This window comes from Streptomyces sp. NTD91 (genome assembly GCF_059510455.1).
Window position 1 is genome coordinate 59,913 of sequence record NZ_JCAJZW010000044.1, and the last position, 11,832, is coordinate 71,744.

Sequence of the window (11,832 nt, forward strand, 5' to 3'; positions counted from 1 at the left end):
GGCCCCCACCAACTGGCTGCGCACGCCTTCCCATGCGTAGGCATCGTCCGCCCGATCGATCCCTCGCCAGTCCGCAGCTGCCATCGCAACCATGCCCGAATCGACAGCCCTGGCCTGGTGAGACGCACAGCAACCGGATTGCCGTTCGCTCCGCCATGGACACGGATTGAACGCCCGTTCAGCATGCTGAAGGCTGGTGCTCGTCCTCTTCGTGCCCCTCTGGTACCTGGTGATGGACGCCTTGGCCTCGGGCCAGGTGCTGGACTTCAAGCTGTACGCCACCAGCGCCGTCCTGCACGGCGACGCCGCCCACCTCACCTTGATCTCAGCAGGCCTCAACTCCGTCACGATGATCGCCGGCTTCGTCGTCTTCGACGCCGTCCGCAAGGCCGTCTCCTTCGACCGGCGCCTCGTCTTCGCCGGATACCGGCAGTCCATCCTCATCGGCGCCAAGACCCTGGCCCTCGCGTCCGTCGCCACCGCGCTCGCCCTCTACACCGCGCCGGCCATTCTGCTCTTCTGGCGGCCGACAGCCGCGGGCCGGTTCGCCGTCGTCGCCGGGTTCGCCGTCATCGCCTTCACCCACGGCGCTCTGGGACTGCTCCTCGGCGTTCTCGTCAAACGGGATCTGGAGGGCTTCTTCCTGATAATCACCCGCGGCCTGATGGACACCTTCCGGCAGAACCCCCTGGGCAACCCGCTCGCCAACGAGCCCGTCCTGCAGTGGTTCCCGTCGTTCGGGCCCATGCAGTTCGCCGTCGGCGGTTCGTTCGGCCATGCCGCCCTGTGGCGACACCTTGCCCTTGGCCTGGCCTGGGCCGCAGCGTTCGGCACCATCGGGCTGGCCGTCTTCCGGCTCAGGACGCGGAACCGCACGCACACCAGATGACCGCAGCACTGGACAGGCCGCTGCCCGCCAACTTCCCCGTTCACCCGCGCCCCGTCCAACCGTCCGCCCCGTCGGTGGCCTCCAGCAGGCGCAACAGGCTCAGGCGGAGCGCGTCCTGCGCGGCCGTCTCGGACATCCGGCCGGCGTCCCGTTCCTCACTCGCGAGATGACCGAGCCCGATGGCGGCCGCGACCAGCCAGTCGACCGGCAGCCGGCCATCGAATTCGCCGGCCAGTCGGCCCCTGCGGATGACCCGTTCGATGCGGTCGGCCACGGGCCTGTGCTGATCCCGGCCGGCCTGCGCGCCGACAGGCAGGGCGCCGATCCGCTGCAGCAGTGCGGGGTAGCGCCGGGCCGCCCGCATCCCGGCGTCGAGCAGACGCATCAGCGCGTCCGCAGCGGGCCCGGCATCAGGGTCGACCGCATCCATCGCGGCGACGGCCTCCTCGGTGATGCGGTCGGCGACGGCCAGCAACAACCGCTCCCGTGAGGCGAAATGGGCGTACACGGTCTGCCGGGTCACACCGGCGGCGACGGCGACCGCCTCCAGCCCGGCGTCGGGATCCGCATCGAGAACCCGGATCGCGGCATCCAGGACGGCCGCCCTGCTGCGGTGGGCGTCGGCGCGGCGCTTGCGGGGCAGAGGCGACATCATCTCTTACACCTTGTCAAAGTTACCGAGAACTGCAACCCTTACATACCGTCAGAGTTGAAGCGTGAGCCCCGACCGACGGGAACGCCATGACCCCACTCCACGACACCGATCCCAAGGAATTCATCGCCGGTTTCTTCACCTCCTTCACCGAGGAGCTGCTGGCGGGCGACGAGGACCCGGCGGTCATCGTCGACCGCTTCCACACCCCGGACATCGTCCAGATCGCCGACGGACACCGGATCGACCGCGACAAGCTCATCGCGCACACCCGCCCGGTCCGCAAGAACCGGCCCGCCATCCGGATGGAGGTGCACGAGGCCCTCGCGGACGGCGACCGGATCGCCGCCCGCTACACCCTGCACTCCTCCCAGCGGGGCAGAGACCTCGCCACCGAGGTGCACTTCTTCGGCCACTTCACCGCCGAGGGACGCATGCGGCGGGCGCACATGGCCACCCGCACCGTGCCCGCCCACGACAGCACTCGGGAAAGGCCGGCATGACCGAGACCGGCTACACCGTCACGGGCATGGCCTGCGCACACTGCGCGGCATCCGTCACCGATGAGATCGAGCACATCCCCGGCGTCACCGCCGTGGCGGTGGACGTCGACAGCGGAAGGGTCACCGTGACCAGCGACCGCCCCCTGGACGTCGCGGACGTACGCGACGCGGTCGAAGAAGCGGGCTACGAACTGACGACCTGACCCGACGCGCCATTGCCGGAGCAACGGGCGGCCCGGTACCGCAACCTGCAGACCGAACAGTCGGCCAGGTCGGCAACCGCCACCGGTCGTCCCGGCACATTTCCTCAGCCCGCCCGACGATACCGAGACCACGGCGTGCCACGCCCGCCGACATCCCCGGCCGCACGGCACCCATGCGCGTTCACGGGTCTGCCCGAGGACGACACTGAAACGGCCCCGCACGGGCAAGCACCAAGGGCCGGTACCGCTTTGGCGGTGCCGGCCCTTGGTAAGTGGGGGGGCATACATCACCCCCTGCCGCGTTCGCGCGAAGCGCATTCCTCGCCGTCAGTGCGCCTACGCGGCAACGTTCACGGCGGCACTGCTGCGGCACCGGCGCCACAGGAGAAATCGTATGGGGTGCTGCGCCCTTCCAGGGCTCAGGCCGTCACAGCGACGCGGGATGCCAGGTCCCTGCCCGCGGCTTTGTAGGCGGGCGGGAACGTAAGCTTCAGGCCCTGCTCCTGGCCTTGGACGGTGAGCACGGTCTGCAATCCCAGCCCCAGCAGCGCCTTCTTCATCGGCGCGGCGGACATCAACTCGCGCGGCAGGCTCATGAGCAGCTTGCCGGGCCTGCCCGTCGTGGTCTTGGCGTCGAAGAACAGCAGTCGGCGGTCCGTGAGCGCCCAGTACATCGGACGTGGTTGAACCGTGGCGATGACCGTCCCGGCGGAGAGGACGCCGACCAGCGCTGTGGTCAGCACCCGGCGCTTGACCGAGACGGAGCCGACCTTGGCGAGAGAGGTGACTTCCACCTGCTCGCCCTCGGCGAGCAGAGGGGCGACGGACTGCAGCACTTGCTGCCGGCGCCTGTTGTTCATGACGGTCCTTGTGATGTTCCAATGGCACGCAGATGCGCCGTGCCGGTGCGCGTGGGAGGCGGCGCACGCGAGCGTATGTGCAATAATTCGACATCCGAACAAAATTCTGGTCATGGATCGGTAACGTCAACTGCAATCCGCAACGCCGGGAGCCCCGGCTGGTCTCGCCACGGTGCGCCTCGACCGGACGGTTGATTTCGCCCCCCCACAGCTCCGCATCCACGAACGGCCGATGGTCGTACACGTCGACCAGCCGTCCCCTTCGAGTTTGTGGCGTCATGCAATCTTTACCTGGAGCAAAGGTTCTCTTGTATCGCGCTCTGCGTACCCGGGTGACGACCACTCGTCCGCACTGGGAGGCACCGTGCCCGTCTCACGCAACGCGATCGGAACCGCCGCCGTTGGCGGTGCCCTGAGCCTGACCCTTGCCGCGCTCATCTACCCGAGCATGCTGGGCCTTCAGAACACCGCATCGAACCAGGCTCGCATCATCGCCAACACCCAGTGGGGACCGCTCACCGAAGCCGACCGGAACTTCGTCGTCTTCGTACGCTCCGCCGGGCTGTGGGAAGGCCCCTCGGGGCAGCTGGCCATGCAGAAGGGGACGACCGCGGCCGTGCGCGAGGCCGGGCGGCACCTGGTCATCGGGCATGCCGCGCTCGACGCCAGCTGCCGCAGGATCGCCCCCGAGCTGAACATCACCATCCCCAACCAGCCCACGCCCCAACAGCAGGGCTTCCTGGCGAAGTTCCAGTCCGACAAGGGCAAACAGTTCGACACCGACTTCGCCAACACCCTGCGTATGACCCACGGTTCGATCTTCAACACCATCGCCAAGATCCGCTCCACCACGGAGAACACCCTCGTGCGGGCCCTCGCCGACCAGGCCAACGACGTGGTCCTGGACCACATCACACAGATGGAGAAGACCGGACTGGTCAACTTCGACCAGGTGAACTTCCAGGAGACGACCCCGCCCAAGCTCCCCTCAGCCCAGGTCACGCCGCCGGTGCCGCAGCCGGGCGCGCCCGTCGTGTCCCTCACTGTGCCCCCCGGGCTGTCGACCGAGGGCGTACCAACTGGCCCCACCACAGAACCCTCACCCACGGCGTCGCCAACCGCGGGATGACTCCGACAGCCTCATATCGGTCAGGGCAGCTTGCAGCGGACGGCCTTCGTCATTTCGCCGGCTCGCATGGCTTGATGTTCCGTCAGAAGATCCACCGCGTCGCGTTCGCCCTCGGCAGCGCCGCACTGACGCGGGCGATCGGGGCGGTCCACAGCTTCCTGCGGAGCGTCCCGCGCCATCCCCACCTCGTCGCCAAGGGCGGACACCCCCTTACGAGCACCAGCACCCATCGGTGGTGTTGTCGTGACCGTAAGGAAGGCGGCCGCTGATCCAAGGGCCTTGGCAGCGTTTATCGCTGCGGGCTGCCCATCTCTGCGGTGAAGAGCACCGGGTCGCTCTCGAAGCCTCGGATCATCTCGCGCATGCCCCATACCCCAGGAGAGCTTCGGGTGAACTCGGTAACCGTCGCGGCAGTGGCATCGGCAACCTGTGAGAAGTCGTCCGCCAGCAGCTGCTGGTACCCCTGGACAACGACCACACCAGCATTGGAGATCTCCCCGAATGTGCGGGGCGCACCGTCCTGGTGGATGGCCACGCCGACCACCACACGCCCGTACACGGGCGCCAGCCGGTCGAACTCCAGGACCATCACCTCGACGAACCCGAAACCCATACCGGTCTGGCTGTGTCGGGTCATGTTGATGGTGCCGTCCGGCGACCGGCTGTCGTAGTGCACGACGTACACCGGCCGCCCGTGGGGATCGTCCGCCGAGTAGGTCGCGGCGATGATGTCGAGATGCCGGGGTGTTTCCCCGAGAGGGCTCGGGTCCCACTTGAGCCGTACCTCGACCTTGCCCAGCCCACTGCCCGCATCGCTCACCGTGCCGGTTCCCCTCAGGATCACCGCGAGACCTTCCCGCGTGGTCAAGTATGTGGTCCGGACGGCTCCTTGACGCCTCCTTGGCGGTCTCCGTCCGACGTGAACGTGGGTCCCGGCCTGCCTGCCCTGGATGCCGCGGGCCCGCGCCCTTCTCCGCGAGGCTGGTCCGCGAACCGCCGACCGTGCACGATCGGTTCCCTGACTGATCATGTTCGACCGTGACCGGCACATCGGGGAGATTCATATGAGACGTCGCTGGGTCAAGGTCGTCGCGATCACGGGTCGTGGTGTCGGCTGTTCCCTTCACCATCGCGGACCGGATCGCCGTGCACTACGCCGACAGGGAGGCCACCCACTTCGCCGCAGAGAAGTACGGCTAGCAGAACACCACCGACGGACACCTCGACGTGCCATCGAAGGCTTTCCCTTCCTGACCCAGGCGTTCAGCCGGAGATTCGACCATGTCGGCCTGAACGCAAGGCGATTCACCATCGACACCACGAACGATGCCCAGGGTGGCTACCTGCCCGTCAAGCAGCTCCAGCTCGACCCGCTCGGCGTGCAGGTGACCTCCCTGACCACACGCAGCGCCGAGGCGAACCTCGGTGCCCTGACCGGCGTCCCGCAGACGGCGCCCCACCCCGCGTGATCCGGTGTCAGCAAGCTCTGCTTGGATGTGCGCCGACTGTCACTGATCGCCACCGCCTGCGGGCATACACCCTGGTCAGGCTCGTCTGTGCGGTCGAGGCACGGTGAACGACGAGGAGGGACCATGGGTATGGAAGAACCGGAGGGCGGCAGACCTGCGGGGGACGCGGAAGGATTGTCGGTACCCGAAGAGGTGTGGGAGAAGTTCGCCCGGGACCACGAGAGCGAGATACGGGCCGGCGCGCCGAAAGAGCCCTCGGCCCGAGCCCGCATGGTCACCGCCCGGCTACGGGAACAGGACGCACGGGCCGAAGCTCAACGAGGCGGGAACAGGAGGCGGTTCCGGAACAAGGGCGGGGACGGCGCGGCCGGTCAGCCATGGCAGCCGGAAGGCTGGCGGACCGGCCCGGCATGGCGTGAGCTGGACGGGCGGGCGACGCGACGGCGCCGCGTGCTCGGCGCCGTCGGCATAGTCGCCGCGGTGTGCGCCGCCGTCATCGCGGTCGATCCAGGTCGGGCGCTGTCCTATCTGCCCGGCGGACTGGGAGAACGGTTCGCCTCCTCCCGCGACATGCATGCAGCGCCCACTCCCCTGCCACCGGAGACAGCCCGACCCACCACGGCCCCCTCCACCGGGGAGCCCGGCGTGCCAACCCGGAAGCGGCCCTTCGCGGGCTCCCCCGCCCAGCGGTGGGCGGACGGAGCCGACGCCATCGTGCTGCCGAAGGCGGCCCCGGTGGGCACCCTGAGCAAGGCACAGGTCGCCTTCGCGCTGAAGGAGACCAAGCAACTCCTCGTGGCGGCGAACCTCGCCCCCCACACCCTGCGCGGCGAGCGTCCGCAGGCGGCGATGGACGTGATCGACCCGCACCAGACCGAGCTGCTCAACCTGCTGAACACCGCGCTGCGCAGGCCGGACAAGCGGCACGACCCACTGTGGATGTTCAGCCGGTTCGACCCGCACGAACTCCGGCTCGTCGGCGACGTGATCAAGGTCCGCGGTCGCATGACCTTCAAGCCGGGCACGCACGCCTCCGTCGTCGTGCACGCCGACTACACCTTCGTCTATCCCGTCACCCACGCAGGCAACGGATCCACGGAGGTGCAACGGACCATCGTGCGCCGTGTGCTGGACACGGAGCTGTCCGACCCGACGAAATACCAGGTCACGCCCGACAAGTTGGAGGTGGTCCACTACGACGAGGACATCTCGAACAGCGCCTGCGATGTCTACGACGGCTTCCTCCACCCGCAGTTCAGCACAGACATCCCGAGCGGAGCACCGGCCACCGGGCCGGCAACAGACCCCTACGACCGCAGCAAGGACCTCGACCCGAACCGCCCCGACGTGTGCGGGACGGTCACCCGCACCTGATACGACGGACCACCGACCGGCCGCCTGCCTTCAGGGCAGGCGGTAGGAAGGGGCCACAGTGACTCCTTGGTCGGAGCACATGTTCAGACGAAGGCCACTCCATGTACGGCGGTTAGCGAACCGAGTGATCAAGTTCGAGGCACCATTCGACGCCGGACGTTGAAGATCAGGCTGGGGCCTGTTGGGAAAGTCGTGGCTGTCGACGGCTGATTGGCTTGTGGCTGCCGTCGGATCTTCGAAGATGTGCCCGTGTCTGAAGCCCCTGCCATCGCGACCGCCCCGGCGCTGGCTCCTGGAACGCAGGTCGGGCACTCGGGGCGCCACGCATGAATCGCTGCCTGGCGTCGTTGAGGCCGCCCACGCCGAGCCACGCCTGCGCGGCCTCTATCCTTTCCCGACACACGGCACGCTGCACTTCCTGCGCAGTGTCCCGCCCTGGAGCGGATCAGATCACGACGACGTTCCGTTCGTCGTCTACGGCGGACCGCCGTATCAGGTCTATGCAGCCGGCTGCGCCGCCCTCCTGGGCGAGGTTGCGACGCCTGCGGAAGCCGCCGCGCTCGTGGTGAGCAATTTGCCCCCGCGGTAGTCACGCTGTCATAGCCACTCAAGAGCCGGTGCTCTCCGAGAAGACCGTGCGCGGCTGCCTCGCCGCGATCTTCTCGAAGCTCGGGTCACCTGCCGTGTCGTCGCGAGCGCCTGAGCCAGGAACGCCGGGTCCGGAGCCGATCGGACATGGCTGTGTCCGGGGCGGACAGGCGCAGCGACACGCGACGGCGTGCGACCAGGCCGACCGTGATCAGCAGGAGGAACGGCAACCAGGCGATCGCGTATGCGACACCGTAGTGGTGGATGTCCAGGATCGAGCGGCGCGGGTCCACGTCGCTGCTGTTCACGCCGAAGAACGCGAGCAGCAGCGCGGGCGGGAGCGCGATGACCGAACCGGCGGCGATCGCCGCCGCCAGCACCCGGTCGCGGCCCTCGGCGTACCGCTGGGACGCCGTCTCAAGGTCGACGCGACGCGTCGCGAGCACGGCGTTTACGCGCTCGACGATGCGGGACGTGTTAACCAGTGCTCCCGACAGCGCCGAGACGCCGCGCAGCGACGAGTGGAAGCTTTCGACCAACAGCTCCGGGATGAGGATGGTGTCGGCGTACGCCTCGACGCTGAAGCTCAGGTCGAGCTGGAGATCGCTGAGCCGCCGCGAGAGCTGCGCGACCAGGGTGCGGGCATCGTCCGCCGTCTCGACCACCGCGGCCCGGTCAAGTTCCAGCGCCTCGAACGCCTGTCGCCGGATGCGGTGCACGGCCGCGACCGCGTTGAGGATGCCGGCCGCGGCCAGCCCGAAAGCGTTCTCCACCGGCGGCGCGTAGCCGACGATCAATGACACGCCTCTGCCGTGCGCGACCATGGTCCGGCCGGGGTTGTTCAGCGTCTCGGGTCGGCGTATGCCCAGCGTGGCGCCGGTGCCGTTGTCCAGCGTGCCGCGCAGCACGATCGTCACCACGTCCGGGCCGACCGCGTCGTCGGGCATGTGCTCGGCCAGCAGGCCTCGTGCGAGTGCCTCCCCGGGAAAGACGCTCTGATGGACATTCCGGCCGAATGCGAGCGGCGGCTGATCGGCGGGCCTCTCGGTGATGCCGTACGCGCGCAGGCGCTCGTCGAGCCACTCGGTCAACGGCACCCCGCCGACGCGCGTCGCGGAGCGGTCCTGCCAGGTGGCATAGAGCGTCTCGGCGATCATGTTCGATCCGTCCGTGTCGTCCTCGATTTCGACGTCCACGAAGAGCGAGGGGTCCCAGCGAGGCGTGACGGCCGGGGTGACGACCGCACCGTCGACCCGGGCTGCGCTCGGGGGCAGCGTGATCTCGGGGACGCGCTCGTGCAGCACCAGCCGGGGCAGCAGGCGCCCGGCGGCCTCGACGTGGGCGCTGAACCGGCCGAGGTCGAGTGCCTCGGTCAGCGGGCGGAACGTGTCGTCGGACACCTGCACCTGCGGCGTGAGGTTGTACATCAACAGCAGGCGGGTACGAGCCCTGAGCGCTGTGTCGGACGGTGGCACGACGTCCTCCTTCGGCTGACACTCGTGTGGGGCAGCAGCCTAGTGTTCGATCGGCCTCCTGCGGCTAGGTGACTGATGACTCAACTCCGCTGCTCGCAACGGTAGTTCGGCTGCCTGCTCCGGACCGCCACGTCGCGTGGCTTCGACTCCTCCAGTAGGGACACCAGCCACCACACCCCCTTGACCGGACACTCGAGACGAGCCGGACCCGCCTCCCTGTTCAGGGCGGGGTCTGGCGCGCATCCTCGCCCCGCCCGCGGACAGGCGCGAGAAGCCAGGAGCCGGCGCTCGCATCGATGGGCCAGGACTCCGGCACCTGCGGGCCATGGCTCGCCGAACCGGGGCTCTCGGAGGCGATCGAGCGCCAGATCCTCGCCGGGTTCGAGATCGGCGTCTTCGAGATCCGCGACCCCTCCCCCGTCCTCGGCAAGTGAGAAGAGACGCAACGCGGCCGGCGCCTGGCACCCCTGCAGACCACGCTCCGACGCCGCCCGCCCCTTCCCCGCCCGTCCCACCGGTCGGTACCTGCTCACCCTGACGCCGAACGCGTACGCAGGCACCGGCGTCCAAGCCGTCCGCCCCGACCAGTGACCACCAGCCGCAGGCGGCGGCGTCCGCGGAGCGTTCGTCTCCCACAGCCGCGCGCCTGGCTGGGAGTGCACCACGCTCGCCAGCCGTTCCTCCCGGTAGTAGAGCATCAGGCCGAATTCCCGGTATCGCCCTCCACGACGATGCCGACGGTCTCGGTCGCGGAACGGCGAAGCCCGTGCCGTCGGGAATCACCCCGTGACCGCGACGATCTGGGACTTGCCCGAATCGCCTTGCGCACCGACAACCTCAACGTACGTTCCCAGCAGGCACTGACACGGCTGGGCTTGGTCTACGAAGGAACACTGCGCAGCCACATGGTGCGCCAGGACGGCACGCGCCGCGATTCGCTGTACTACAGCCTGCTTGCGAATGAGTGGTCCTCGGTGCGCGACAAGCTGATCTCCCGGGTCGCAGCGAAAAGCACTGACCGATCGCCCCGATGCCCGCCGTGCATTGACGGGGTCAGCTTGACTTCTCAGCCCCCTCGGGTGTCCATCGGTGGCGGGGTCCGGCATCGTGCTGGAGGCGCTTGGTGGCTTGTCGCCGGCTGGGATCGTGTGCGCTGGGCGGGTCGGAAGCGCAGCAGGTGCCACGCGGCCGGCTCACCGGCGGCGGGCAACAGGCCGTACTCCCCAGTCGGACATGGTAGGCGCAGGCTCGTCATCGTGCGACCGTGCCCCACACGCCGTCACCGCAACCGCGACTGAGGCCGGCCCCCCGGGAGACACGACAGCCGACCGGCCACCGGCCCTCAACTCGGTCCGTGCCGTGCACGGTTGCGCCGGACGGTTGAGCCGAGGGCCTACGTGAAGGGGCCCGGAGTCTCAGAGGGCTGCGGTGGCGGTCTCCTGCTGAGTGCCGAAGGCCCCGTTCTCGTCCCAGTAGAAGACGGTGACCTTCACCTTGTCTCCCTTGGCGAAGCCGTTACCGACCGGGCGAAGCTTCATGTGCACGGTACGGCTGACGAAGTCGCAGGTGACCGTGGAGGCCTCGATCGTTCCCGCCGCGTTGCGCTTTCCGGCAGCCGACTCGGTGACCTTGGAGGCGTAACCGGCTATCTGTAGATCCACGCCGGTGTCGCAGGAGTACTCGATGTCCAGCTGAAGGCCCGGCTTGTCGAGCGAAACCTTGGTGATTTCCAGCAGGTTGGCCTTGGCCGCGGCCGGGGACGCGGTGGCCACAGCGCCGGCGACGGCCAGCGCGGCGGTGGTAGCGGCGACGGTCACACCGCGCCGGACCCGGGATGCCTTCATACAGCTCTTTCCTTCCCCCTGAGCAGTCACGTCTACGACGACTGCAACAGCTGTTCGCTTTGGTCAGGGTGGACTCTACGTGATCTTCCAGGGCGCACCGAGCCTTTTCCCGCGGCTCCGGTGAGCTGCCGTCAAATCGCTTTAAATTCGGGCCCGTTCACCGGCCTGCCCGGCCCGGCAGCGCGCACGGACACCTCCGGTCGGTCAGGCTGTACCGGATCGAGTGGTAGCCCCGAGATCCGGTCTGCCGTGACCCGCTGTCCAGTGCTCTGACCCTGAAGGTTCACCGGATGGGTGGGTCAGGGTACGCCTGCCGTCACGCGAGCGGCGCGAGTCGCCGGGCCAGCTCATCCACCTGCGTGCCCCGACTTTCGGGCGGTCGAGCACACGCCATGGGCCTGCCCACGAAGCGGGGCGGCATGAAGACTGCCGGGTGCCCCCACCCAGGGCGGTGACGGATCGTCGTCCTCTTCACGGCATCTACCGCGACGGCCTCGACGCCCTCCGTAAGAGCCTCGCGGCCTGACAGAAGACCGGCCGGCACAGGTCGGGCGGGGCGGGCGCGGCCCCGGCGGCCGCGCACTGCCGGTTGTCCATGGTCCAAGCCGGCCGCGGGGACCGCGGCCGGCTGGCCAGTACCTCACCGCCTGATACTTGTTCGAATTCTTGGGCAAGGGCGGACACGGCGAAAGGAGCGGGCAGGTGTTCATGACCGCCTCAGTCGGCCGTTGGGTGCTTCAGTTGGCCACTCCGGCGCTCAACTCGTTGTCCGACGCCCGGCGCGTGGAGCAGGTCATGAGGTCCAGATCGGGTCATCGGGAGCAGGCCGTCCGGAGAAACGCCTAA

At 68.5% G+C, this 11,832-nt stretch carries 12 protein-coding genes and 1 pseudogene; 8 read left to right on the forward strand and 5 right to left on the reverse strand.

Translation table 11 applies throughout. From position 1 onward, the window contains the following. The first annotated feature begins 196 nt into the window (after positions 1-196). Positions 197-889, forward strand: a complete 693-nt coding sequence (locus AC5WRT_RS31865; RefSeq protein WP_496097513.1) for a hypothetical protein — start codon at positions 197-199, stop codon at positions 887-889. A 40-nt stretch (positions 890-929) separates the two neighbouring features. Here AC5WRT_RS31865 and AC5WRT_RS31870 read toward each other — a convergent pair whose 3' ends face one another. Continuing rightward, positions 930-1,544: a TetR/AcrR family transcriptional regulator gene (locus tag AC5WRT_RS31870; protein ID WP_496097512.1), complete on the reverse strand. Its 615-nt coding sequence runs from the start codon at positions 1,542-1,544 to the stop codon at positions 930-932. A gap of 86 nt (positions 1,545-1,630) precedes the next feature. Between AC5WRT_RS31870 and AC5WRT_RS31875 the strand changes: the two genes are divergently transcribed. Together AC5WRT_RS31875 and AC5WRT_RS31880 are read left to right on the forward strand one after the other, a co-directional pair. Beyond that, complete coding sequence (locus AC5WRT_RS31875) at positions 1,631-2,044, forward strand: nuclear transport factor 2 family protein (RefSeq protein ID WP_496097511.1); 414 nt, start codon at positions 1,631-1,633, stop codon at positions 2,042-2,044. Continuing rightward, complete coding sequence (locus AC5WRT_RS31880) at positions 2,041-2,247, forward strand: heavy-metal-associated domain-containing protein (protein WP_496097510.1); 207 nt, start codon at positions 2,041-2,043, stop codon at positions 2,245-2,247. The genes AC5WRT_RS31875 and AC5WRT_RS31880 overlap by 4 nt, the downstream gene beginning before the upstream one ends. Positions 2,248-2,666: 419 nt before the next feature. Here the strand turns inward: AC5WRT_RS31880 and AC5WRT_RS31885 are convergent, their stop codons facing one another. Beyond that, positions 2,667-3,107: a hypothetical protein gene (locus AC5WRT_RS31885; protein ID WP_496097509.1), complete on the reverse strand. Its 441-nt coding sequence runs from the start codon at positions 3,105-3,107 to the stop codon at positions 2,667-2,669. A gap of 364 nt (positions 3,108-3,471) precedes the next feature. Between AC5WRT_RS31885 and AC5WRT_RS31890 the strand changes: the two genes are divergently transcribed. Next, the gene (locus AC5WRT_RS31890; RefSeq protein ID WP_496097508.1) at positions 3,472-4,236 is read left to right on the forward strand and encodes a DUF4142 domain-containing protein; all 765 of its coding nucleotides are present in this window, start codon (positions 3,472-3,474) and stop codon (positions 4,234-4,236) included. A gap of 289 nt (positions 4,237-4,525) precedes the next feature. Here the strand turns inward: AC5WRT_RS31890 and AC5WRT_RS31895 are convergent, their stop codons facing one another. Continuing rightward, positions 4,526-5,080: a TerD family protein gene (locus tag AC5WRT_RS31895; RefSeq protein ID WP_496100842.1), complete on the reverse strand. Its 555-nt coding sequence runs from the start codon at positions 5,078-5,080 to the stop codon at positions 4,526-4,528. 184 nt (positions 5,081-5,264) lie between these two features. Here AC5WRT_RS31895 and AC5WRT_RS31900 point away from each other — a divergent pair, with 184 nt between their 5' ends. From AC5WRT_RS31900 to AC5WRT_RS31910, 3 genes are all read left to right on the forward strand, one after another. Continuing rightward, positions 5,265-5,705, forward strand: coding sequence for a hypothetical protein (locus AC5WRT_RS31900; protein WP_496097506.1), 441 nt, complete (start codon positions 5,265-5,267; stop codon positions 5,703-5,705). Between the two features lie 129 nt (positions 5,706-5,834). Continuing rightward, positions 5,835-7,079, forward strand: coding sequence for a hypothetical protein (locus tag AC5WRT_RS31905; RefSeq protein WP_496100847.1), 1,245 nt, complete (start codon positions 5,835-5,837; stop codon positions 7,077-7,079). Positions 7,080-7,320: 241 nt separating this feature from the next. After that, entirely contained in the window at positions 7,321-7,668 is a 348-nt protein-coding gene (locus AC5WRT_RS31910) for a DUF6193 family natural product biosynthesis protein (protein ID WP_496097564.1), read from the forward strand. 85 nt (positions 7,669-7,753) lie between these two features. Here the strand turns inward: AC5WRT_RS31910 and AC5WRT_RS31915 are convergent, their stop codons facing one another. After that, positions 7,754-9,142 carry a hypothetical protein gene (locus tag AC5WRT_RS31915; RefSeq protein WP_496097504.1) on the reverse strand — a complete coding sequence of 463 codons (1,389 nt, stop codon included), beginning with the start codon at positions 9,140-9,142 and terminating at the stop codon, positions 7,754-7,756. Positions 9,143-9,384: 242 nt separating this feature from the next. Between AC5WRT_RS31915 and AC5WRT_RS31920 the strand changes: the two are divergent. Then, positions 9,385-9,573: pseudogene (locus AC5WRT_RS31920) on the forward strand (hypothetical protein); the annotation flags it as partial. Between the two features lie 984 nt (positions 9,574-10,557). On the opposite strand, the gene AC5WRT_RS31925 reads toward AC5WRT_RS31920, so the two are convergent. Then, positions 10,558-10,986 (reverse strand): hypothetical protein, encoded by a 429-nt coding sequence (locus AC5WRT_RS31925; RefSeq protein ID WP_496097503.1) that lies wholly within the window; start codon positions 10,984-10,986, stop codon positions 10,558-10,560. Positions 10,987-11,832: the final 846 nt, after the last annotated feature.

What these genes read in the sequence shown, in the direction of transcription:
- AC5WRT_RS31910 (WP_496097564.1), top strand. Translation starts at nt 7,321, where the DNA reads ATGTGCCCGTGTCTGAAGCCCCTGCCATCGCGACCGCCCCGGCGCTGG.
- AC5WRT_RS31880 (WP_496097510.1), top strand. Translation starts at nt 2,041, where the DNA reads ATGACCGAGACCGGCTACACCGTCACGGGCATGGCCTGCGCACACTGC.
- AC5WRT_RS31900 (WP_496097506.1), top strand. Translation starts at nt 5,265, where the DNA reads ATGTTCGACCGTGACCGGCACATCGGGGAGATTCATATGAGACGTCGC.
- AC5WRT_RS31905 (WP_496100847.1), top strand. Translation starts at nt 5,835, where the DNA reads ATGGAAGAACCGGAGGGCGGCAGACCTGCGGGGGACGCGGAAGGATTG.
- AC5WRT_RS31870 (WP_496097512.1), bottom strand. Translation starts at nt 1,544, where the DNA reads ATGATGTCGCCTCTGCCCCGCAAGCGCCGCGCCGACGCCCACCGCAGC.
- AC5WRT_RS31885 (WP_496097509.1), bottom strand. Translation starts at nt 3,107, where the DNA reads ATGAACAACAGGCGCCGGCAGCAAGTGCTGCAGTCCGTCGCCCCTCTG.
- AC5WRT_RS31925 (WP_496097503.1), bottom strand. Translation starts at nt 10,986, where the DNA reads ATGAAGGCATCCCGGGTCCGGCGCGGTGTGACCGTCGCCGCTACCACC.
- AC5WRT_RS31875 (WP_496097511.1), top strand. Translation starts at nt 1,631, where the DNA reads ATGACCCCACTCCACGACACCGATCCCAAGGAATTCATCGCCGGTTTC.